Raw genomic sequence first — 21,794 nt, forward strand, 5'->3', positions numbered from 1 at the left:
TCAGACCCCGTCGTACGCGGCGAGCGCCTTGACCGCCGCCTCGCGGGCGCTGTCGGCGAGGTCGCCGGGGGCGACGATGCGCCCGTCGCGGCCCAGCCGCAGCGCGAGGCGCCGCAGGGACGACGGGTCGGGGGCGCGCAGCGTGATCCGCAGGCCGCCGTCGGGCAGTTCGTCGGCGCTGTCGTGCGGGTAGTACTCGGCGACCCAGCGCCCGCCGGGCCCCACCTCGACCACGACCTCCGGGTCGTCCTCCGTCGTACGCACCAGGCTCTCGGAGAGGTCCCTCAGCTCCACCGGCGGCGGGTCGGCCGGCAGGTCCAGCATCCGGATCTCCGCCACCCGGTCCAGCCGGAAGGTGCGCCGCGCCTCCGACAGCCGGCACCACGCCTCCATGTAGGTGCGGCCCACGGTGAACAGCCGGATCGGGTCGACCTCCCGCTCGGTCAGCTCGTCCCGGGCGGGCGAGTAGTACTTCAGCCACAGCCGGCGGCGCTCGGAGATCGCCCGGTCCACCTCGGCGAAGACGCCGCCCTCGGACTCGAAGGTCACGGTGAGGCTGGCGCTGGCGTCCGCCGCCTCGCCGGCCGCGGCCTCCAGCTTCGCGGTGGCCCGCAGCAGCGCCTGCCGGTCGCCCTCGCGCAGCCCGGGCAGGGTCGCCACGGCGCGCGCCGCCACCAGCAGGGCGGTCGCCTCGTCTGCGGCCAGCCGCAGCGGCTCGCCGGTGTTCGTCGCCTCGGGGTTGCGGAACCACACCCGCTCGCCGTCGGTGTCGATGTCCAGCAGGTCCCCGCCGCGGAAGCTCGTCCCGCACATCGGCAGTACGTTCAGATCGCGGATCAGCTCGTCCTCGGTGATCCCGAAGGCGCGGGCCACGTCGCTGACGCGGGCGCCGTTGCGCTCGCGCAGGTACGTCACCAGCGAGAGCATCCGCCGGGTCTGGTCGATCGCGTTGGCCACGGTGTGCCTCACTCCCCCTTGGCCACGGCGCGCAGCCGGTCGATGACGTCCGCCCGCAGCTCGGCCGGCTCCAGTACGACCACGTCCGGCCCGAACTCCACCAGCCAGGCGTCCAGCCCGTGCCCGTACGGGATCTCCAGCTCGTCCCAGCCCGGCTCGACGGCCTCCCGGATGCCGAGGGCCTTGGCGCGCAGCGGATAGCCGGCGCCGACGCGCAGCCGGATCAGCGCGGTGCGGTCGGCGATCTCCCCGGCCCAGCGCTCCACGGTCTCGCGGACCTCGACGCGGTCCGGGACGGGGTGGGTGAAGCCGGTGCCGCGGTTGCGGACGCGGCCGGTGATGCGGGAGAGGCGGAAGACGCGCTCGGCCTGGCGGTCCCGGTCCCAGCCGGCCAGATACCACTGGCCGCGCCAGCACTCCAGCTGCCAGGGCTCCACGTGCCGCTGGCCGGGGCGGGCCGCGGACGCCTTGCGGTAGTCGAAGATCACGGGCCGGCGGTCGCGGCAGGCCAGCATCAGCGGCTCGAAGGCCGCCTCGCGGGCCGGGATGCGGGGCTCGATGGCGCTGTGCTCGCCGTACGACTCGTCGCCGGTGACGGGCATGCCCGCGGCGCGCAGCTTCTGCAGGGCGCCGCTGGCCGCGCCGGCCAGGCGGGCGTGCTGCCACACCTTGGCCGCGACGCCCAGGGCGGCGGCCTCCTCGGCGTCGAGGGTGATCGGGGGGAGGCGGTTGCTGTCGCGGCGGGCGAGATAGCCGGTGTCGCCGTCCAGGCTCTCCACGGTCTCGATGACCAGGCCCAGCTCGCGCAGATCGTCCTTGTCGCGCTCGAACATCCGGTTGAACGCCTCGTCGCCGGCCAGATCGCCGGGCCGGGCGGCCATCCCCGGGCCCCGGCCGGGACCGGCGGCCTCGATGTACGCCTCGATGGACTCGCGCAGCTCCCGCTTGGTGAGCGGGCGGCGCGTGCTGAGCAGGCACAGCGCCAGATTCATCAGCCGCTCGGCCTTGGCGATCGCCATCGCTGTCCCTGTCCCCTTCGAGTCCCACCGCGTCCGCGGCCTCAACGGACGACGTTACCGCAAGTGGGCAGGGCGCTGCGGCGCGGCGGCCCGGACCCCGGGCGCGACGGAGCCCGGGGGCACGAGGCCCCCGGGCTCCGGTCGTACCGCGGGTCCGGTCAGACCGAGACGAGGTCGCAGACGAAGATCAGCGTCTCGCCCGGCTTGATCGCGCTGCCCGCGCCGCGGTCGCCGTAGGCGAGGTGCGGCGGGATGACCAGCTGGCGGCGGCCGCCGACCTTCATGCCCTGGATGCCCTGGTCCCAGCCGGGGATGACACGGCCGCCGCCCAGCGGGAAGCTCAGCGGCGTACCGCGGTTCCAGCTCGCGTCGAACTCCTCGCCCGTGCTGAAGGCGACGCCGACGTAGTGGACGGCGACGTTGTCGCCGGCCTTCGCCTCGGGGCCGTCGCCCTCCCAGATGTCCTTGATCTCAAGGTCGGCCGGCGGCTCGCCGCCCGGGAAGTCGACCTCGGGCTTGTCGATGCTCACGTCACTTGCTCCTCAGGAGAACCTTTTGCGTTAACCCTTTGCCGTTAACCCGGACAGTCTTCCAGACCGCCCGTGAAGCCGAAGGGCGGCCCGTCGGGCCGGGCGTCAGACCGTGCCGACGATGTCGACGACGAAGACCAGCGTCTTCTTGGCCAGCTCGCTGCCCTCGGAGTCGCCGTACGCCAGCTTCGGCGGGATCACCAGCAGCACCCGGTCGCCGACCTTCTTGCCGACCAGGCCCTGGTCCCAGCCCTTGACGACCGATCCGGTGCCGATCTGGAAGGCCGTCGCCCCGCCGTTCTTCCACGACGAGTCGAACTGCTTGCCGTCCTCCCAGGACACGCCCGTGTACTGGACGATCAGACCCTGGCCGGCCTCGACCTTCGCCCCGGCACCCTTGATCAGCACCTGCTGCTCGAGCTTCGTGGGGGCGTCGCCGTCCTTGGGAATGGTGATGTTCGCGGCCTGCTGGCTCGGCACATCGACCTTCAGCCCCAGCTTCGGCGCGGCCATCGTGCCCTTGGCCTCGGCCTTGTCGTCCGCCTTGGTGCTGCCGACGACGTCGATCGCCCAGACCAGGCCGTCCGACTCCTTGATCCCGGACTGCGGGTTCAGGCTGTCGCCGACCAGGTCGCCCGCGCTGCCCTCCACGAGCACCCGGCTGCCGGGCGTCTTGCCGACGACCGCGTCCAGGACCTTCGGCGGCAGCATCGGGTTCTGCTCGCCGGTCTGCGCGACCACCTGCTGGTGCGTGGCGCCGCCCTGCGCGGTGGCCCAGGTGCTGCCCAGGTCGCGGCTGTCCTTCATCGCCACTCCGGCGAAGTCCAGCCGGACGTAGTCGCCCTTCGCGACGGCGTCGCCCTTGCCCTCGACCAGCGTCTTCACGGCGATCTCCGCGGGGGCCTTCGCGCCGCTCGGCACCTTGATCGTCGGCTTCTGGCCGAACGTCCCCGACACCGTCGACACCGCGGCGGCGGAGTTGGTGCCCTTGTCGCCCTGGTCCGAGTCGGACGAGTCGTCCGATCCGCACGCGGCGGTCAGCAGCAGGGCCGGCACGGCGATGGCCGCGACGAAACGCGTCTTCTTTGCGAGGTTCATGAAACCAACTCGTGAATCGGGGACGGGCAGTCCTGCCACTGTACGGCCTGGACTGTCCGTCCCCGATCAGCGCACGGGGCACACGGCCCGGCATCCACCTGGGTGGAGCACGGTCACATGCCCGCGATCAGCTTTTCCACCCGGTCGTCCACCGAACGGAACGGGTCCTTGCACAGCACCGTGCGCTGGGCCTGGTCGTTCAGCTTCAGATGCACCCAGTCCACCGTGAAGTCGCGGCGCTGCTCCTGGGCCCGGCGGATGAAGTCGCCGCGCAGCCGCGCCCGGGTGGTCTGCGGCGGCACCGACTTCCCCTCGAAGATCTTCAGGTCGTTGCACACCCGGGCCGCCTGCCCCCGCTTCTCCAGCAGGTAGTACAGGCCCCGGCGGCGGTGGATGTCGTGGTACGCGAGGTCTATCTGCGCGACCCGGGGGTGGGACAGGGTGATGTTGTTCTTGGCCCGGTAGCGCTCGATGAGGTTGTGCTTCATCACCCAGTCGATCTCCGTGGAGATCTTGTCGAGCTCCTCGGTGCGGATCGCCTCCAGCGTGCGGCCCCACAGCTCCAGCACCTGCTCGATGGTGCCGGTACGGATCCCACGCCGGTCGCAGAAGTCCACGGCCTTCTCGTAGTACTCCTGCTGTACCTCCAGCGCGGACGCCTCGCGGCCGCTGGCCAGGCGCACCTTGCGCTGGCCGGTCATGTCGTGGGAGACCTCGCGGATCGCCCGGATCGGGTTCTCCAGTGTCAGGTCCCGCATCACCGTGCCGGCCTCGATCATCCGCAGCACCAGGTCGGTCGCGCCGACCTTCAGCAGCATCGTCGTCTCCGACATGTTCGAGTCACCGACGATCACGTGGAGCCGGCGGTAGCGCTCGGCGTCCGCGTGCGGTTCGTCGCGGGTGTTGATGATCGGCCGGGAGCGGGTCGTGGCGGAGCTCACGCCCTCCCAGATGTGCTCGGCCCGCTGGCTCACGCAGTAGACCGCACCGCGCGGGGTCTGCAGCACCTTGCCCGCCCCGCAGATCAGCTGCCGGGTGACCAGGAACGGGATCAGGATGTCGGCCAGCCGGGAGAACTCCCCGTGCCGGGCGACCAGATAGTTCTCGTGACAGCCGTAGGAGTTGCCGGCGGAGTCGGTGTTGTTCTTGAACAGATAGACGTCGCCGGCGATGCCTTCCTCGTGCAGCCGGCGCTCGGCGTCCACGAGCAGGCCTTCCAGAATGCGCTCGCCCGCCTTGTCGTGGGTGACCAGCTCGATCACGTTGTCGCACTCGGGAGTGGCGTACTCCGGGTGCGAACCCACGTCGAGGTAGAGGCGGGCCCCGTTACGCAGAAAGACATTGCTGCTGCGGCCCCAGGAAACGACTCGGCGGAAGAGGTACCGCGCCACCTCATCAGGGGACAGACGACGCTGACCCCTGAACGTGCACGTGACGCCGTACTCGTTCTCCAGCCCGAAGATTCGGCGGTCCATGACTGAACATTACGCCCGACAGGGCCTGATGAAACCGGGTTCGACCACGGCGATTCGATCTTTTCCCCGCCCCGGCACCGTTTGCGGACAGCACCGCCCCCGGCTCCGCGCGGGGCACGGAACCGGGGGCGGGGGGTCGGCGCGGGCCCCTGCTACTTCTCCACGTCCGGGGATTCGGGCAGCTCCCCGACCTCGTCCGCCGGGTCCGCGGCGGCACCCTCGGCGGGGGTGTCCCCGTCCGGCGCCGGCTGCCCGTCCTCCAGCAGACGCGTCAGCTGCCCGCCCAGGATCCGCTTGAACTTCCGCTGCTGCGGCCGGCCCCGGTCCAGGACCGCGACCTCCAGCTGATCGGCCGTCAGCGTGCGCTCGGAGCCGTTGTTGTCCCGCGCCAGTGACTCCACGGCGAGCTTCAGCGCCTCGCCGAGCGTCATGCCCTCGCGGTGGCGCTGGTCCAGGAAGTTGCTGATCTGGTCGGCGTTGCCGCCGACCGCGACGGAGCCGTGCTCGTCGACGATCGAGCCGTCGTGCGGCAGCCGGTAGATCTGGTCGTCCCCCGGGGCCTCCCCGACCTCGGCGACGATCAGCTCCACCTCGTACGGCTTCTCCGCGACGGACGAGAAGATCGTGCCGAGCGTCTGGGCGTACACGTTCGCCAGACCGCGGGCCGTCACGTCGTCCCGGTCGTAGGTGTAGCCGCGCAGATCGGCGTAGCGGACACCGCCGATGCGCAGGTTCTCGAACTCGTTGTACTTGCCGACCGCCGCGAAGGCGATCCGGTCGTAGATCTCGCTGACCTTGTGCAGGGCGCGGGACGGATTCTCGGCGACGAAGAGGATGCCGTCGGCGTACTGCAGGACCACCACGCTGCGGCCGCGCGCGATGCCCTTGCGGGCGTACTCGGCGCGGTCCTGCATCGCCTGCTGGGGTGAGACATAGAACGGTGTCGACACCGGCTACCCGTCCCTTTCTTCTGTCGGTCTGTCCGTGGCCTTCATGGCTCGCTCCTACGCCCTACAGCACCGCGGCGCGCGGGCCGTCGGGATGCTCGAGCCGGCCGTCGACGACCGAGCGGGCGATCTCCATGGCCTCGGCCTCCGTCAGCCTGCGGTAGCCCTCGTCGCTGATGACCGTGACGATCGGGAAGATCCGCCGGGCCATGTCCGGCCCGCCCGTCGCCGAGTCGTCGTCGGCCGCGTCGTACAGCGCCTGCACGGCGGCCGTGGTGGCCTCGGCCTCGGTCAGGTCCTCGCGGTAGAGCTTCTTCAGGCTGCCCCGGGCGAACACCGAGCCCGAACCGACCGCGGAGAACCCGTGCTCCTCGGAGCGGCCGCCCGTCACGTCGTACGAGAAGATCCGCCCCCTGCCCCGGTTCAGGTCCCAGCCGGCGAACAGCGGCACGACCGCCAGGCCCTGCATCGCCATGCCGAGGTTGGAGCGGATCATCGTGGTGAGGCGGTTGGCCTTGCCCTCCAGGGAGAGGGTGGCGCCCTCGACCTTCTCGAAGTGCTCCAGCTCCAGCTGGAAGAGCTTGACCATCTCCACCGCGAGGCCCGCGGTGCCGGCGATGCCGATCGCCGAGTACTCGTCCGCCGGAAACACCTTCTCGATGTCCCGCTGGGCGATCATGTTCCCCATGGTGGCGCGGCGGTCGCCCGCCAGCACGACCCCGCCGGGGAACGTCAGCGCCACGATCGTCGTCCCGTGCGGCGCCTGGATGACGCCCTTGCCCTGCGGCAGCTCCCGGCGGCCCGGGAGCGCCTCGGGGGCGTGCTGCGCCAGGAAGTCGACGAACGACGACGAACCCGGCGTCAGGAAGGCGGCCGGCAGACGCCCGGTGCTACGAGGGTTGGCTTCCACGCGTTTCCTTCCAGGTAGGTGCAGTTGAAGCACATCACGCCACGGACCCTACCCCTGAACGGTGAGTGATCCACCTCCGCCGCAGGGCTACGGCGGACGGCCCGGCACTCGTCACGGTGAGTGGCCAGGCCGTCGCCGTCCGAGCGGGCCGGGCTACTGCCCGCCCTTCTGGACGAAGCTGCGCACGAAGTCCTCGGCGTTCTCCTCGAGGACGTCGTCGATCTCGTCCAGCACGGAGTCCACGTCGTCCGAGAGCTTCTCGTGCCGCTCCTTGAGGTCGGCCTGCGCCTCCGCCTGCTGCTCGTCGACCTCTTCGGAGGTCTTCGTGACCTTCTTCTGCCCGCCGCCGGTGTCCTTGGTCGCCATGCCCCTCACCCCGCTCGGTGTCGGTACGCGCCGCGGACGGCGCGTACAAGATCAGCTGTGTCAGACCCTACAAGGCCGATCCGACATCGGCCCCGCACTTTCCTCAACGCGCGAGTACCACCGTTGTGATTCCCGCATCCCGGGCATTTCAGCCCACGATCCCGTGAAAACTGATCGATGGGTGACCGATCGGTGATCGATCATCCTCCGGACAGCACCCGCACCAGCTCCTCCGCGGTGCGGCAGCGGTCCAGGAGCTCCTTGACGTGGTTCCTGGTGCCCCGCAGGGGCTCCAGGGTGGGGACCCGCTGGAGGGAGTCCCGGCCCGGGAGGTCGAAGATGACCGAGTCCCAGGAGGCCGCCGCGACGTCGTCCGCGTACTGCTCGAGGCAGCGGCCGCGGAAGTAGGCCCGGGTGTCCTCCGGAGGGGCCGTCTTGGCCCGTTCCACCTCGGGCTCGTCCAGCAGCCGCTTGATGCTGCCGCGGGCCACCAGACGGTTGTACAGGCCCTTGTCGGGGCGTACGTCGGCGTACTGCAGGTCCACCAGCTGCAGCCGCGCCGCGTCCCACTCCAGGCCGTCGCGGCGCCGGTAGCCCTCCAGGAGCTGCAGCTTGGCCACCCAGTCCAGCTCGCCGGCGAGGCTCATGGGGTTGGTCTCGAGCCGGTTGAGGGTGTCCTCCCAGCGGCCGAGTACGTCCTTGGTCTGCTCGTCGGCGTCGGTGCCGAGGCGGTCCTCCACGTACTTCCTGGCCAGCTCGTAGTACTCCATCTGGAGCTGTACGGCGGTGAGGGTGCGGCCGCTGCGCAGCGTGATCAGGTGGGAGAGCCCGGGATCGTGGGAGACCTGGTGGAGGGTGCGTACGGGCTGCTCGACCGCGAGGTCGGCGGCGATGAAACCGTCCTCGATCATCGACAGCACCAGGGCGGTGGTGCCGAGCTTGAGGTAGGTGGAGATCTCGGAGAGGTTCGCGTCGCCGATGATCACGTGCAGCCGGCGGTACTTCTCGGCGTCGGCGTGGGGCTCGTCGCGGGTGTTGATGATCGGCCGCTTGAGGGTGGTCTCGAGGCCCACCTCGACCTCGAAGTAGTCGGCCCGCTGGCTGAGCTGGAAGCCGTGCCCGGTGCCGTCCTGGCCGATGCCGACGCGGCCGGCGCCGGTGACGACCTGGCGGGAGACGAAGAACGGCGTGAGGTGGCGCACGATGTCCGAGAACGGGGTCTCCCGCTTCATCAGGTAGTTCTCGTGCGTGCCGTAGCTGGCGCCCTTGTTGTCGGTGTTGTTCTTGTACAGGTGGATGGGCTGGGCACCGGGGAGCTGGGCGGCGCGCAGGGCCGCCTCGGCCATGATGCGCTCCCCGGCCTTGTCCCAGAGCACCGCGTCCCGCGGGTTGGTGACCTCGGGGGCGGAGTACTCGGGGTGGGCGTGGTCGACGTACAGGCGCGCGCCGTTGGTGAGGATGACGTTGGCGAGGCCGATGTCCTCGTCGGTCAGCTGGCTGGCGTCCGCGGCTTCGCGTGCGAGGTCGAAGCCGCGGGCGTCCCGCAGCGGGTTCTCCTCCTCGAAGTCCCAGCGGGCGCGCCGCGCCCGGTGCATCGCCGCCGCGTAGGCGTTGACGACCTGGGACGAGGTGAGCATGGCATTGGCGTTGGGGTGGCCCGGGACGGAGATCCCGTACTCCGTCTCGATGCCCATTACTCGCCGTACGGTCATGCGGCCCTCCTTGCCCGGCGCCGCCCTCTGCCCTGGACGGCGCTCAAGTACCGCTGCGTGTCCGGCACGTACACGGTTCGCGCGCCGGTACCGAAGAGCCTAGAACGCCATCGCGGTGGTGGGGAGATCATTACGGTCATTTCTGAGTGGCCCACTTGCAAGCAGCGTCCGGCCGCGGCCGCCCGTACCGGGCTTCCGCAGCCGGACACCTGGAGTTCCTCTTCGGTTGCTTACAGATACTGGCCGGTGTTGGCCACCGTGTCGATGGACCGACCGGTGTCCGCGCCCTGCTTCCCGGTGACGAGCGTGCGGATGAAGACGATCCGCTCGCCCTTCTTGCCGGAGATCCGGGCCCAGTCGTCGGGGTTGGTGGTGTTCGGGAGGTCCTCGTTCTCCTTGAACTCGTCCACGCACGCCTGGAGGAGGTGGGAGACGCGCAGGCCCTTCTGGTTGTGGTCGAGGAAGGCCTTGATGGCCATCTTCTTGGCCCGGTCGACGATGTTCTGGATCATCGCGCCGGAGTTGAAGTCCTTGAAGTACAGGACTTCCTTGTCCCCGTTGGCGTAGGTGACTTCCAGGAAGCGGTTCTCGTCGGACTCCGCGTACATCTGCTCCACCACGGACTGGATCATCCCGGTGACCGTGGCGCCCTTGCTGCCCGCGTGCTCGGCGAGGTCCTCGCTGTGCAGCGGCAGGGTCTCCGTCAGGTACTTGGAGAAGATGTCCTTGGCGGCCTCCGCGTCCGGACGCTCGATCTTGATCTTCACATCGAGCCGGCCGGGGCGCAGGATCGCGGGGTCGATCATGTCCTCGCGGTTGGAGGCGCCGATGACGATGACGTTCTCCAGGCCCTCCACGCCGTCGATCTCGGCGAGCAGCTGCGGGACGATGGTGTTCTCCACGTCCGAGCTGACGCCGGAGCCGCGGGTGCGGAAGAGGGACTCCATCTCGTCGAAGAAGACGATGACGGGGGTGCCCTCGGATGCCTTCTCACGGGCCCGCTGGAAGACGAGGCGGATGTGCCGCTCGGTCTCGCCGACGTACTTGTTGAGGAGCTCGGGGCCCTTGATGTTGAGGAAGAAGGACTTCCCCGCGGGCTTGCCGGTCACCTCGGCGACCTTCTTCGCCAGGGAGTTGGCGACGGCCTTGGCGATGAGGGTCTTGCCGCAGCCGGGCGGGCCGTAGAGCAGGACGCCCTTGGGCGGGCGCAGCTCGTGCTCCTTGAACAGGTCGGGGTAGAGGTACGGAAGCTCGACCGCGTCCCTGATCATCTCGATCTGGTTGCCCAGACCGCCGATCTTGTTGTAGTCGATGTCGGGGACTTCCTCCAGGACGAGGTCCTCGACCTCGCTCTTGGGGATGACCTCGTAGGCGTAGCCGGAGCGGGGCTCCAGCAGCAGGGCGTCGCCGGGCCGGATCACGGTGTCCAGCAGCGGCTCGGCGAGCCGTACCACGCGCTCCTCGTCGGTGTGCCCCAGGACCAGGGCCCGCTCGCCGTCCTCGAGGACCTCCTTGAGGGTGACGATGTCCCCGGCGCGCTCGAACTCCATCGCCTCGACCACATTGAGGGCTTCGTTGAGCATCAGCTCCTGGCCGCGCTTGAGGTCGTCGAGTTCCACACTCGGGCTGACGTTCACCCGGAGCTTGCGGCCCCCGGTGAAGATGTCGGCCGTGCCGTCCTCATTGGCCTGCAGGAACACGCCGAAGCCGGCCGGCGGCTGCGCGAGCCGGTCGACCTCCTCCTTCAGGGCCACGATCTGGTCGCGGGCCTCGCGGAGGGTGCCTGCGAGCCGTTCGTTCTGCGCGGACACGCCTGCCAGGTTGGTCTGCAACTCGACGATGCGCTCTTCGAGAATCCTCGTGTGACGCGGCGAGTCGGCGAGCTTGCGTCGCAGGACGGCGATCTCCTGCTCGAGGTAGGCAATCGTGCCGGCGGGGTCGTCGCCCCGGCCCGTACGGTTGCCGCGGTTGATGTCGTCGTCGTGGGCTGCCACGGTCCTCACCTCCTCCAAGGGGAGCTGGACGCTTCCTGACCCTACCTGGGTCAGTCCCAGTTGAAACCCCTAGATCACAAAGACGGTCGCGGTGGGTCTGATCTTCACCCTTGCGCACGTCCCTTCGCCAGGGGAATACCCACCCTCACGCATCGGAAAGCGGGCGGTTGTAGGGTCGCAATGGTCAACACCCGTCAGGGGTGACTCTATTTCGTCCCATACGCGCAGATCGGCAGGAGCGATGACCGTAGCGAGCGAGACCGCCGGGGAGACCGACGGGCTCGAGGTCTGGATCGACCAGGATCTGTGCACGGGGGACGGGATCTGCGCCCAGTACGCGCCCGAGGTCTTCGAGCTGGACATCGACGGTCTGGCCTATGTGAAGGGGCCGGACGACGAGCTGCGGCAGACCCCCGGCGCCTCGGTTCCGGTGCCGTTGCCCCTGCTCACGGACGTGGTGGCGTCCGTCAGGGAGTGCCCGGGCGAGTGCATCCACGTCCGGCGGGTGCCGGACGGCGCCGAGGTGTACGGCCCCGACGCCGGATGACTCAGGCCGCCCGGGTGGTGGCGCTGCGTACGGGCTGGGCCTCGAGGACGAACCGTCCGTCCTCCCAGTGCCATTCCACGTCCCGCTGACGGTCGGGGCAGCAGCGGGGCGCGTCCTCGGAGAAACCGAGCAGTGTGGCCGAAATCTCACCATCGCGGACGGCGAACTCGCTGACGTACATGTCCTGGTCGGCCTCGAGCAGCGTCTCGGCGATGTCCGGGCGCTCGCCGGGGGCGGTGGGCTCGGTCAGTACGTAGATCGCGCTCGGCGCGGTGCCCATCCCGGTCTCGCAGCGGACGACGGCGACGGTCTCCGTCCGGCCGTCGCTGTCGAGGTCCGCGGCGGCACGGTGGGTGACGACGGGCCTGCGGGGGCCGCAGTCCAGGGGGTACGCGGCGGCTGCCGCGTCGGGTCCGCCGGAGTTCTTCGCGTCCGCGGGCCGGTGGGCGGCCGACGCGTCGTCCGGCTGGAGGACGGCGCCGCCCGCGACGACGGCGGCTACGGCGGCGGCGGTGGCGAGCCACTGGAGGGGGCCGCTGCGGGTGTGGGGGAGATCTGCTGCGCCTGGCAGGGGCTGCACGCTAGGGACTCCTGGGATAGCTGGTGCCGTGGGGGTGGCAGGAATGTTGCCACATGATCACCTGGGGCGGAACGACCGCCACCCCGCACGGCAGGGGGCTATCGCTTCCCGGGGCCCTCGTAGTCCTCGCCGTACGCGCCGGGCGCCGGACGGCGGCGGCGCAGCGGCGGCTCGACGCCGTCCGCGAGGCGGCGGGCGGTGAGCAGGAAGCCGGTGTGGCCGATCATGCGGTGGTCGGGGCGTACGGCGAGGCCCTCGATGTGCCAGGTGCGGACCATGGTCTCCCAGGCGGCCGGCTCGTTGAACGAGCCCTGCTCGCGGATGGACTCCACGGTGCGGGCCAGCTGGGTGGTGGTCGCGACGTACGCGCAGAGCATGCCGCCGGGCACCAGGGCCTTGGAGACGGCGTCCAGGCACTCCCAGGGGGCGAGCATGTCCAGGATGACCCGGTCGACCTCGGTCTCGGCGAGGTTGTCCTGCAGGTCGCCGACGGTGAGCTGCCAGGCGGGGTGGGGGCCGCCGAAGTAGCGCTCCACGTTCTCCTTCGCGATCCGGGCGAAGTCGTCCCGGCGCTCGTAGGAGTGGAGCATCCCGTGGTCGCCCACGGCCCGCAGCAGGAACATCGTCAGCGAGCCGGATCCCACACCGGCCTCGACGACGCGGGCGCCGGGGAAGATGTCGGCCATCGCGAGGATCTGCCCCGCGTCCTTGGGGTAGACCACGGCGGCGCCGCGGGGCATGGACAGGACGTAGTCGGGGAGCAGCGGGCGCAGCGCGAGGTACGCGACGTTCCCGGTGGTACGCACAACAGTGCCCTCGGGAGCGCCGATCAGCTCGTCGTGCGGGAAGGCACCCTTGTGGGTGTGGAAGCTCTTCCCGGCTTCGAGCGTGAACGTGTAGTGGCGTCCCTTGGGGTCGGTGAGCTGGACCTGGTCCCCGACCTGGAAGGGCCCGCGACGGCGGGCGGCACCGGTCGGTTCGGACATGCGCCCAGGTTACCTGCCGTTCACGCACGGTCGCGCACGGGGCACCGTGCGGAGGTCAGGAGGCGGGGCGGGCCATGGCTGCGACGAAGGCGCGTTCCACGTCCACCGCTGAGAGGACGCCGTAGATCTCGCCGGTGTCCTCGACCACGAGGTACTCCGTGGCGGGCGTGGCCCGCATGTGCTCGAGCAGCTCCTCCCCCGTCAGCTCCGCGGGGACCCGCATCCCGGCGCGCAGGTCCTGCGTGAGCGCGCCCACGGCCTCCCACGGGCGACGGTGCTCCGGGACGTTGAGGATCGCCGACTCGCGCACGATCCCCGTGGGCTCCCCGGCGCCGTCGACCACGACGAGCGCCCTGGCCCCCGCCTCGTTCGCCCGCCGCAGCGCCTCGGAGACCGGGGTGTCCGCGGTGACCGGCGCCGCCCGCCGGGTCAGGACCCGGGCCCGCAGCGACGGCAGCCGCTCGCGCAGCCGCGCCATGCGCAGGCTGTTCCCCGCGCCGGTCCAGATGATCGCCGCGAGGATCGCCGCGAGGAGGGCGTCCGTGATGGAGTCGAGGCCGCCGAGCGACGCGTCGTCGCCCTGGGCGCTGGTGGTGTACATCGGCAGCCCGATCAGGACGGCGACCGCGAGCGCCCGCCCGACCCAGGCCGCGGCGATCGTGCCCGTCATGGGCCTGCCGCTGAGCTTCCAGACGACCGCGCGCAGCATCCGGCCGCCGTCGAGCGGCAGCCCGGGCAGCAGGTTGAAGGCGGCGACGATCAGGTTCGAGACCATCAGCCCGGCCAGCAGCACGGCCGGCACGGTGCGCTCCTGCACCAGCTGCAGCCCGCCGTAGAAGACCCCGGAGAGGACCAGCGAGAGCAGCGGGCCCGCGAAGGCGAGCCAGAACTCCCGGCCCGGCGTCTCGGACTCCTTCTCGATCTCCGACACCCCGCCGAAGAACTGCAGCTGGATCCGCCGCACGGGCAGCTTGTAGCGCAGGGCCACGACGGTGTGGGCCAGCTCGTGCACCAGCACGGAGGCGTAGAAGGCGATGGCGAAGAACAGCGCCACGAGGTACCGGACCGCGCCGAGCTCCGGCAGGATCCGCTCCAGCTGGCCGCCGAACACCCAGGTGATCAGCGCGGCCACCAGGAACCAGCTCGGGGCCACGTAGACGGGGACGCCGAACGGACGGCCCATGAGCAGACCGCCGCCGCGCTCCTTCGGACGGTTTTCTTTGCCGTCGTCGTCCACGCTCTCCCCTTGTCCCCTTGTCCCCTTGTCCTCTGTCAGCGGCACCCAGGTCGCGTCCGTCCCGGAGGGTTCGGCCGGTCCCGTCCGTCCGCGGGAGCGGACGGTCCCCCGCCTCGATGGTATGCCGCCGGATGTCGGTGCCGGGCCGTAGGGTCGTACACCATGAGTACCCCGACCGGCACCGACACCAACTCCGGGCAGCCCCCGTCCCCGCCCGGACCGGGCCCGTCCGCCCCGCCGCGGGCGGGCGGGGAGCGGTCCGGGCCGCCGCCCGCGTCGCTGTCCCCGTCGCGCGCGAGCGACTTCCAGACGTGTCCGCTGCTGTACCGCTTCCGGGTGATCGACCGGCTCCCGGAGCGCCCGAACGCGGCCGCGACGAAGGGCACCCTGGTGCACGCGGTGCTGGAGCGGCTCTTCGACGATCCGGCCGCGGACCGCACGGTCCCCCGGGCGCGGGCCATGGTCGCGCCCGCCTGGGAGCGGCTGCTGGCGGACCGGCCGGAGCTGGCGGAGCTGTTCGCCGAGGACGGTCAGGCCATCGATCTGGCGGGCTGGCTGGCGGAGGCGGAGGCGCTGGTCGAGCGGTGGTTCGCACTGGAGGACCCGGCGCTGCTGGAGCCCGCGGAGCGGGAGCTGTTCGTGGAGACCGAGCTGGAGTCGGGGCTGCGGCTGCGCGGGGTGATCGACCGGGTGGACGTGGCGCCGACGGGCGAGGTGCGGATCGTCGACTACAAGACGGGCAAGGCGCCCCGCCCGGAGTACGCGGCGGGCGCGCTGTTCCAGATGAAGTTCTACGCCCTGGTGGTGTGGCGGCTGCGCGGCCTGGTGCCGCGCCGGCTGCAGCTGGTGTACCTGGGCAGCGGCGACGTGCTGACGTACGACCCGGACGAGGGCGATCTGCGGGGCGTGGAGCGCAAGCTGCACGCGCTGTGGCGGGCGATCGAGGCGGCGACGGCCAGCGGCGACTGGCGGCCGCGGACGGGGCCGCTGTGCAACTACTGCAGCTTCCAGGAGCTGTGCCCGGCGTACGGCGGCACTCCCCCGCCGTATCCGCTGACCCTCACGGCGGCCCCGAAGCCGCAGGTGGGAGACGTCGCGGTGCCCGATCCACGCCCGGGCGAGTCGGCCGCGGACTCCCAGGGCAGAATGGGCGAGGTCTAGCGAAGGAGAAGATCCGTGGCCATCCGCGTCCTGCTCGTCGACGACCAGCCGCTGCTGCGTACAGGTTTCCGCATGATCCTGGAGGCCGAGCAGGACATCGCCGTGGTGGGCGAGGCCGGTGACGGGGTCCAGGCCCTGGACCAGGTGCGGGCCCTGCAGCCCGATGTGGTGCTGATGGACATCCGGATGCCGCGGATGGACGGGGTCGAGGCCACCCGGCAGATCACCGGTGCCGGCCGGGAGGACGCGGCGAAGGTCCTGGTGCTGACGACGTTCGACCTCGACGAGTACGTCGTGGACGCGCTGCGCGCGGGCGCCAGCGGCTTCCTGCTGAAGGACGCCCCCGCGGCGGAGCTCGTGCAGGCCATCCGGGTGGTGGCGGCCGGTGAGGCCATGCTGGCGCCGAGCATCACCCGGCGGCTGCTCGACAAGTACGCCTCGAAGCTGCCGTCCGGCGAGGAGACCGTCCCCGACACCCTGGGCACCCTCACCGACCGCGAGGTGGAGGTGCTGAAGCTGGTGGCGCGGGGTCTGTCGAACGCGGAGATCGCCGCGGACCTGTTCGTCAGCGAGACGACGGTCAAGACCCATGTGGGCCATGTGCTGACCAAGCTGGGCCTGCGCGACCGGGTCCAGGCGGCGGTGTACGCGTACGAGAGCGGCCTGGTGCGGCCGGGGGCGTCCTGAGCCGTCGGGATACGCGAGAAGGGCCCGGGAGGCTGCTCCCGGGCCCTTCGCGTGCGGTCGGCGGGTGTTACTCCGTCGCGCCCTTCTCGATCTCCCAGAAGCGGAACACCGTCGAGGCGTCGAGCACGCCCTCCAGGCCCAGCATGTTCTCCTTGGCCACGGCGTACTGCTTGCCCTGCCACAGCGGCAGCATCGGGAGTTCCTCGGCCACCAGGTTCTGCACCTGCTCGAACTGGCGGACGGTGGCGTTGCGGTTGGCCTCGGCCGCCGTCTGCGGGAGCAGGTCGTCCGTGATCCGGCCGGCCGGGAAGTTGTTGTAGACGACGTTGCCCTTGCCAAAGAACGGCAGGGTGAAGTTGTCCGGGTCCGGGTAGTCGGGCACCCAGCCCTTCACGTAGAAGCCGTAGCGGCCGTCCTCCATGCCCTTCTGGTACTCGTCGGCGTCCTCGACGTTGACGACCTCGGCGTCGAAGAGCCCGGTGGAGTTGAGCTGCTTGGCGAGCAGTTCGAAGCCGGGCACGGTGCCCGGACCGTAGCGCTCGGGCGTGGCGTACAGCTTGACGGGCACCTTCTCAGTGATGCCCGCGGCCCGCAGCGCCTCCTGTGCCTTGGCCACGTCCGGCTTGTCGCCGTAGGTGTCGTAGAAGGCCGTGTTGTGGCCCACGATGCCCGACGGGATGATCGAGTACAGCGGCTCGGCGGTACGCCGGTAGACGTCGCGGACCAGCGCGGTGCGGTCGATGGAGTACGCCACGGCCTTGCGGACGGCGAGCTTGCCGGCGACCGGGTCGTTCATGTTGAAGACCAGGTGCTGGACCTCGGCGCTGGTGCCCTCGACCACGCGGAGCGCCTGGTCGCCGGTGAGTTGCTTCTTCTCGAGGTCGGCGATGTTCTTGGCGTCCAGGCCACGGTAGGCCAGGTCGATGTCGCCGTCCTCCAGCGCCTCGCCCAGCTTGCCGGTGTCGTTCTGGAAGAGCTTCAGCGTCATGCCGGAGTTCTTCAGCTCGGCCGGACCCTTGTAGCCGGAGTTGGGCGAGAAGACGGCCTCCTTGTCCTTGACGTACTTGTCCAGCTTGTACGGGCCGGAGCCGACGGCGGAGTCCCCCGAGCGGAGCTTGTCGGCGGGGTACTCGGTGTGGTCGACGATCGAGCCGGCACCCGAGGCGATCTTCAGCGGGAACGTCGCGTCGGAGTACTTCAGCCGGAAGGTGATCTTCAGGTCGTCCGGGGTCTCGATCTTGTCGATCGAGTCGAAGAAGAACCCCGGGCCGTTGGCGTCGTTGATCTTGACGGTCCGCTCGAACGAGTACTTGACGTCCTCGGACGTGAGCTTGTTGCCGTTGCTGAACTTCAGCCCGTCCTGCAGCTCGCAGACGTACAGCTTGCTGGCCTCGTCCTTGAAGCCGCACTCCTTCGCGGCCTCCGGCTGGGGCACGGTGCCGCCGCGGGGGAAGCTGATCAGGGACTGGAAGACGTTGTTGAACACCAGCCAGGAGCCCACGTCGTAACCCGAGGCGGGATCGAGGGAGGTGACGTTGTCACTCATGCCCATGACGACAGGGTCGCCGGAGCCGCCGCCCTCGCCGGAGCCCGCTCCGCATCCGGTCAGCAGCGCGGCGGCCATCGCCGCGCTGAAGGGCACGGTGGTCAGCCGCAGGAAACGATTCTGCACTTGCTGTGATCCCTTACTCGAATGACTGCTGTTGCCGGTCGGTAGTGCTGGGCGCGGACCAGCGGCCGGATGTCCCCGGACCGTCCGCGAACGGGGTGGCGTCACTCCGCGAGGCCATGCTCGAGCTCCCACAACTGGATCGTCGAGGAGGAGTTGAGCGCCCACTCGACACCGCTGACGCTGTCGGACGCCGCGATGACCTCCTTGCCCTGCCACAGCGGCAGGACGGGGACCTCGTCGGCGACGAGGTCCTGGACGTGCTCGAAGGTCTTGATGACCCGCGCGCGCTGGGCCTCCTGCCGGCTGGCCTTCACCCGCTCCTCGATATCGGGGTTGCGGTAGTGGTTGCCGGTGGAGTTCTGGTTGTCGGGGCCGACGAACGGGGCCACGAAGGTCTCGGCGTCCGGGAAGTCGGGGTACCAGCCCAGGCCGAACACGGCGTACTTGTCGGCCTGGAAGTCACGGGCGAAGCGCTTCCACTCCGTGCCCCTGATGGTCACGTCGAACAGGCCCGACTCGTCGAGCTGGGACTTCAGCTCCTCGAACTCCGCCTTGGTCGCGGCGCCGTAGTGGTCGGTGGTGTAGTCGAGCGTCAGCGGCACCGGGACGGGGATCCCGGCGTCCGCGAGGCATCCGCGGGCCCTGTCGGCGTCCGGCCGCTTGTACTTGTCGTAGAAGGCCGTGCTGTTGCCGAGCACGCCCTGCGGGATCATCGAGTACAGCGGCTCGGCGGCGTGCTTGTAGACGTCGCGGACCAACTGCTCCCGGTCGACCACCTGGGCGACCGCCTGACGGACGGCCTTCTCCTTCGACGTCGGCAGGTTCATGTTGAAGACGAGGTAGCGGATGCCCATGCTCGACGTCTCCTGGAACTGCAGATCCTGGTCGGCGCGGGCGCGCAGCGCCTCGATCTGCCCCGGGTTCAGCGACCGGTTCACGACGTCGACGTCGCCCGCCTTGAGCGCCTCCTCCATGGCCTTGGCGTTGTCGGCGCCCGGCTCGGCGAAGACCCGCAATTCGACCTTGTCGTTCTTGATCTCCAGGTTGCCCTGGTACTTCCCGTTGCGGGTGAAGACCAATTTCGTCGGGTGGCCCTTTTCCGTCTCGACATCGAGGGTGTACGGACCGGATCCGACGACGCCGAGGCCCTCCCGCAGAGCGTTCGGGCGGTATTCGTCCTTGTCGACGATCGCGGCGGCGGGAGTGGCGAGTTTCAACGGGAACGTGGCGTCGGGCGACTTCAGATGGAAGACGATTTCCTCGTTGCCCGGGGTCTCCACCGCGTCGATATTGGTCAGCAGGCCGACGGGGCCTTCCTGGTTGTCGATCCGCAGCATGCGCTCGATGGAGTACTTGACGTCCTCGGCGGTCAGTTCGTGGCCGTTGCTGAACTCGAGGCCGTCGCGCATCGTGCAGCGGAACTGGCTGCTGCGGGTGTCGGCGAAGTGGCACTCCTTCGCCGCGTCGGGCTCCGGCTCGCTGCCGCTGCGGGGCAGGCGGAGCAGGCCCTGCATCGTGTTCTGCAGGACGTTCCAGCTGTTGATGTCGTACGCGAACGCCGGGTCGAGCGGCGCGGGGGCGTCCTTGCTGACGGCGATCACGTCGGTCGTACCCACGACGATGGCCGACCCGTCGCCGTCGGACCCGGCGCCACCGCAGGCGGCGGTCATCGGCGCCACCAGGCCCAGCAGAGCCGGTAGCGCCAGCGTTCTACGCATCATCGTCGGCTTCCCCTCCACACACTCCTGGCAGACCTTAGTGGGCGGGGTCAGCCGCGTTCAGCGGCAGGGAAGTTGAGGGGGAATCACTCCCCGAATACAGGCGACCGCGTACCGATATGCGGTGCCGTGGACATCACTTGCAGAACACGGGCAAGCGGGACAGATGGACGGGCCCGGTGGCCCGTCCTGCATATCCCGCACGGGCTGTCGACGCCTCGGGAAGTGACGAAGCTCACGTCGGGGAGTGGTCGTGAAGTCCGTGCGGTTCGGTCTCTTCTTGCGCTATCGCGACCGGTCCGTTTGCTATTCGCACCCGTTTGCAATTCGCGCTCGCTCGGATGGTTCGGACGGCTCGGACGGTTCAGACGGCTCAGATGACCAGGGAACGCAGGAAGGCCAGGTCTACCTCCTCCAGGGAGGAGACCACGGTGCGGCCGAGGGCGGGTGCGATCGGCGCCACGGAGGGGACCGCGATCACCCGGCAGCCGGCGGCCTCCGCGGCCGCCACGCCGGTCACGGTGTCCTCGATCACGGCGCAGCGGGCCGGGTCGGCGCCCAGCTGTGCCGCGGCCGTCAGATACGGCTCCGGGTGCGGTTTGGTGCGCGCGACCTCGTCGCCGGCCACGGTGAACGCGAAGTGTTCGGGGCCGACGCCGCGCAGTACGCGGTCGATGATGCGGCGGTGCGAGGCGGAGACCAGCGCGGTGGGGATCTCGTGCGCGGCCAGCTCGCCGAGCAGTCGGCGGGCGCCGGGCATCAGGGGGACGTTGCCGTCCAGGAGCACCTCGAAGCGGTCGTTCAGCAGGACCGTCAGCTCGTCGAGCGTGATGTCGGCGCCGGTGGCGTTGATCAGATGGGTGGCGCTGCGGGTCATCGGTCCGCCGACCACGACCTCGCGGTGCTCCTCGCCGAGGGTGTGGCCGAGGCCGTGGAAGACGTCGACCTCGGCCTGCCACCAGAAACCTTCGGTGTCGACGAGGGTGCCGTCCATGTCCAGCAGCACGGCCTGGAGTGCGGAGCCGTCGGCGGTTTTCGTGCCTAGGGCGGGGATGGTGGTGGTCATCCACTCACCTCCTGGTGCGAGGGGGCGATCGGCCGGTCGCCTTGGGTGACGACCGGCCGATGCGGTGGACCTGCCAGTGTACGACTTGTCCTCGGCGGACGGCTTTGCGTGGGGTGGCTCTCCTTGCGCTGCGGGGGCTCCGCCCCCGGGCCCCCTTGCGGGCTGCGCCCGCTTGTCGCGCCTTCGGCGCTCGTCCTCAGGCGCCGGACGGGCTTTTGCTCGGGTTGCGTCGGCTGACGCGCTTCACCGCTTCGCGGCGAAGTCCTCAAGCGCCGGACGGGCTGGTTTCGGGCCCATCGCCGTGTCGCCTGGTCACCGCTGCATCGGCGCTGCGCGCCTCGTCCTCAAACGCCGGACGGGCTGGAGGCGCCGCTCGCGCCCGGCACCCGACCGACCACGCACGGTAGCGAGCCCCGCCCGCTTGTCCTCAGGCGCCGGACGGGCTCTACCTCGGGTTGCGTCGGCTGACGCGCTTCACCGCTTCGCGGCGAAGTCCTCAAACGCCGGACGGGCTGGTTTCGCAGGAGTCGCGCAACCCGCACGGCTGGGCCATACGGGGGCCGGCCGTGTGCGGGCCAGGCCGTATGAGGGCTGGCCCGCATGAGGGCTGGGCCGTGTGCGGGCTGGGCCGTACGGGGTCGGGGCGCACCGGGGCAGGCGTCGGCAGGCGGCGACGTCCACAGCCCCGCCCCGCCCCCGCCCCCGCCCTGCGCCGCGCCGCGCCGCGCTGGGCTGGGCTGGGCTGGGCTGGGCTGGGCTGGGCTGGGCTGGGCTGGGCTGGGCTGGGCTGGGCTGGGCTGGGCTGGGCTGGGCTGGGCTGGGCACCGACGCAATGCTGCGGGCAGTCGTGCCGCAGGGCGGCACGGGTGGGCGCAGCGGAACCGCACCTTCGACGCAGAACGCGAGCACCGACCGCCGCAGCGCAACCCGCACCTTCGTCGCAGGACGCGAGGGCAGCGCACCCGCACCCTCGACGCAGGACGTGAGCACCGCCCGGCGCCGCGCAGCGGAACCGCACCTTCGACGCACGACGCGAGCACCGCCCGGCGCCGCGCAGCGGAACCGCACCTTCGACGCACGACGCGAGCACCGCCCGGCGCCGCGCAGCGGAACCGCACCTTCGACGCACGAC

19 protein-coding genes are annotated in these 21,794 nt (G+C 70.4%); 3 read left to right on the forward strand and 16 right to left on the reverse strand.

Translation table 11 applies throughout. The features are described 5' to 3' along the window. The 10 genes from AB0M28_RS25955 to arc all read right to left on the reverse strand — a co-directional run bounded on the left by AB0M28_RS25955 (position 1) and on the right by arc (position 11,008). Positions 1–927 (reverse strand): WYL domain-containing protein, encoded by a 927-nt coding sequence (locus AB0M28_RS25955; RefSeq protein ID WP_365409657.1) that lies wholly within the window; start codon positions 925–927, stop codon positions 1–3. Between the two features lie 38 nt (positions 928–965). After that, positions 966–1,976 (reverse strand): WYL domain-containing protein, encoded by a 1,011-nt coding sequence (locus tag AB0M28_RS25960; RefSeq protein ID WP_365409600.1) that lies wholly within the window; start codon positions 1,974–1,976, stop codon positions 966–968. Between the two features lie 158 nt (positions 1,977–2,134). Next, the gene (locus AB0M28_RS25965) at positions 2,135–2,506 is read right to left on the reverse strand and encodes an FKBP-type peptidyl-prolyl cis-trans isomerase (RefSeq protein WP_365409603.1); all 372 of its coding nucleotides are present in this window, start codon (positions 2,504–2,506) and stop codon (positions 2,135–2,137) included. Positions 2,507–2,611: 105 nt separating this feature from the next. Continuing rightward, a complete protein-coding gene (locus AB0M28_RS25970) occupies positions 2,612–3,604 on the reverse strand; it encodes an FKBP-type peptidyl-prolyl cis-trans isomerase (protein ID WP_365409606.1) in 993 nt (330 codons plus the stop codon). 113 nt (positions 3,605–3,717) lie between these two features. Next, positions 3,718–5,079: a Pup--protein ligase gene (pafA, locus tag AB0M28_RS25975; RefSeq protein WP_365409609.1), complete on the reverse strand. Its 1,362-nt coding sequence runs from the start codon at positions 5,077–5,079 to the stop codon at positions 3,718–3,720. A gap of 152 nt (positions 5,080–5,231) precedes the next feature. Continuing rightward, complete coding sequence (prcA, locus tag AB0M28_RS25980) at positions 5,232–6,029, reverse strand: proteasome subunit alpha (RefSeq protein WP_365409612.1); 798 nt, start codon at positions 6,027–6,029, stop codon at positions 5,232–5,234. A 61-nt stretch (positions 6,030–6,090) separates the two neighbouring features. Further along, a complete protein-coding gene (prcB, locus tag AB0M28_RS25985) occupies positions 6,091–6,936 on the reverse strand; it encodes a proteasome subunit beta (RefSeq protein WP_365409615.1) in 846 nt (281 codons plus the stop codon). Positions 6,937–7,089: 153 nt separating this feature from the next. After that, the gene (locus AB0M28_RS25990) at positions 7,090–7,302 is read right to left on the reverse strand and encodes a ubiquitin-like protein Pup (RefSeq protein ID WP_365409618.1); all 213 of its coding nucleotides are present in this window, start codon (positions 7,300–7,302) and stop codon (positions 7,090–7,092) included. A gap of 200 nt (positions 7,303–7,502) precedes the next feature. Next, on the reverse strand, positions 7,503–9,014 hold the full coding sequence (gene dop / locus AB0M28_RS25995; protein ID WP_365409621.1) for a depupylase/deamidase Dop: 1,512 nt from the start codon (positions 9,012–9,014) through the stop codon (positions 7,503–7,505). Between the two features lie 230 nt (positions 9,015–9,244). Further along, positions 9,245–11,008 (reverse strand): proteasome ATPase, encoded by a 1,764-nt coding sequence (arc, locus tag AB0M28_RS26000; RefSeq protein WP_365409624.1) that lies wholly within the window; start codon positions 11,006–11,008, stop codon positions 9,245–9,247. A 241-nt stretch (positions 11,009–11,249) separates the two neighbouring features. On the opposite strand from arc, the gene AB0M28_RS26005 reads away from it, so the two are divergent. Then, on the forward strand, positions 11,250–11,555 hold the full coding sequence (locus AB0M28_RS26005) for a ferredoxin (RefSeq protein ID WP_365409627.1): 306 nt from the start codon (positions 11,250–11,252) through the stop codon (positions 11,553–11,555). A gap of 1 nt (position 11,556) precedes the next feature. On the opposite strand, the gene AB0M28_RS26010 is transcribed toward AB0M28_RS26005, so the two are convergent. The 3 genes from AB0M28_RS26010 to AB0M28_RS26020 all read right to left on the reverse strand — a co-directional run bounded on the left by AB0M28_RS26010 (position 11,557) and on the right by AB0M28_RS26020 (position 14,358). After that, complete coding sequence (locus AB0M28_RS26010) at positions 11,557–12,135, reverse strand: hypothetical protein (RefSeq protein WP_365409630.1); 579 nt, start codon at positions 12,133–12,135, stop codon at positions 11,557–11,559. A 98-nt stretch (positions 12,136–12,233) separates the two neighbouring features. Then, the gene (locus AB0M28_RS26015) at positions 12,234–13,121 is read right to left on the reverse strand and encodes a tRNA (adenine-N1)-methyltransferase (RefSeq protein ID WP_365409633.1); all 888 of its coding nucleotides are present in this window, start codon (positions 13,119–13,121) and stop codon (positions 12,234–12,236) included. A gap of 55 nt (positions 13,122–13,176) precedes the next feature. Then, positions 13,177–14,358 carry a site-2 protease family protein gene (locus tag AB0M28_RS26020; protein WP_365409636.1) on the reverse strand — a complete coding sequence of 394 codons (1,182 nt, stop codon included), beginning with the start codon at positions 14,356–14,358 and terminating at the stop codon, positions 13,177–13,179. 162 nt (positions 14,359–14,520) lie between these two features. On the opposite strand from AB0M28_RS26020, the gene AB0M28_RS26025 reads away from it, so the two are divergent. Next, positions 14,521–15,519, forward strand: coding sequence for a PD-(D/E)XK nuclease family protein (locus AB0M28_RS26025; protein ID WP_365409639.1), 999 nt, complete (start codon positions 14,521–14,523; stop codon positions 15,517–15,519). 15 nt (positions 15,520–15,534) lie between these two features. Then, positions 15,535–16,206, forward strand: coding sequence for a response regulator transcription factor (locus AB0M28_RS26030; protein WP_365409642.1), 672 nt, complete (start codon positions 15,535–15,537; stop codon positions 16,204–16,206). Between the two features lie 67 nt (positions 16,207–16,273). Here the strand turns inward: AB0M28_RS26030 and AB0M28_RS26035 are convergent, their stop codons facing one another. The 3 genes from AB0M28_RS26035 to AB0M28_RS26045 form a co-directional block, all read right to left on the reverse strand. Next, on the reverse strand, positions 16,274–17,830 hold the full coding sequence (locus tag AB0M28_RS26035; RefSeq protein WP_365409660.1) for an ABC transporter substrate-binding protein: 1,557 nt from the start codon (positions 17,828–17,830) through the stop codon (positions 16,274–16,276). A gap of 149 nt (positions 17,831–17,979) precedes the next feature. Then, entirely contained in the window at positions 17,980–19,599 is a 1,620-nt protein-coding gene (locus tag AB0M28_RS26040; RefSeq protein ID WP_365409645.1) for an ABC transporter substrate-binding protein, read from the reverse strand. A gap of 370 nt (positions 19,600–19,969) precedes the next feature. After that, positions 19,970–20,662, reverse strand: coding sequence for an HAD family phosphatase (locus tag AB0M28_RS26045; protein ID WP_365409648.1), 693 nt, complete (start codon positions 20,660–20,662; stop codon positions 19,970–19,972). Positions 20,663–21,794 lie beyond the last annotated feature (1,132 nt).

Origin of the sequence: Streptomyces sp. NPDC051940 (genome assembly GCF_040680895.1) — a bacterium.
Taxonomy (GTDB): Bacteria; Actinomycetota; Actinomycetes; order Streptomycetales; family Streptomycetaceae; genus Streptomyces.